We start from the raw sequence: 769 nt of genomic DNA, 5'->3' as shown, positions 1-769 counted from the left end.
AACAAAAAATCAGAATTCATTGAGCCGCTGAAGTCGCAAGACGGAAGCAACAAAACTTTAATTGAAGAGTTTGATCATGGCTCAGATTGAACGCTGGCGGCAGGCCTAACACATGCAAGTCGAGCGGCAGCACAAGGGAGTTTACTCCTGAGGTGGCGAGCGGCGGACGGGTGAGTAATGCCTAGGGATCTGCCCAGTCGAGGGGGATAACAGTTGGAAACGACTGCTAATACCGCATACGCCCTACGGGGGAAAGRRGGGGACCTTCGGGCCTYYCGCGATTGGATGAACCTAGGTGGGATTAGCTAGTTGGTGAGGTAATGGCTCACCAAGGCGACGATCCCTAGCTGTTCTGAGAGGATGATCAGCCACACTGGGACTGAGACACGGCCCAGACTCCTACGGGAGGCAGCAGTGGGGAATATTGCACAATGGGGGAAACCCTGATGCAGCCATGCCGCGTGTGTGAAGAAGGCCTTCGGGTTGTAAAGCACTTTCAGTAGGGAGGAAAGGGTGTAGTTTAATACGCTATATCTGTGACGTTACCTACAGAAGAAGGACCGGCTAACTCCGTGCCAGCAGCCGCGGTAATACGGAGGGTCCGAGCGTTAATCGGAATTACTGGGCGTAAAGCGTGCGCAGGCGGTTTGTTAAGCGAGATGTGAAAGCCCTGGGCTCAACCTAGGAATAGCATTTCGAACTGGCGAACTAGAGTCTTGTAGAGGGGGGTAGAATTCCAGGTGTAGCGGTGAAATGCGTAGAGATCTGG

At 53.3% G+C, this 769-nt stretch carries 1 rRNA gene; it reads left to right on the top strand.

The features are described from left to right. Positions 1-58: 58 nt before the first annotated feature. A 16S ribosomal RNA gene (locus tag L5L98_RS22280) occupies positions 59-769 on the top strand; the annotation flags it as partial.

Source organism: Shewanella sp. SM23, from assembly GCF_025654295.1.
Lineage (GTDB): Bacteria > Pseudomonadota > Gammaproteobacteria > Enterobacterales > Shewanellaceae > Shewanella > Shewanella oncorhynchi.
The sequence above is the reverse complement of the archived record's forward strand: the minus strand, read 5'-3'. Positions and strand labels throughout refer to the sequence as shown.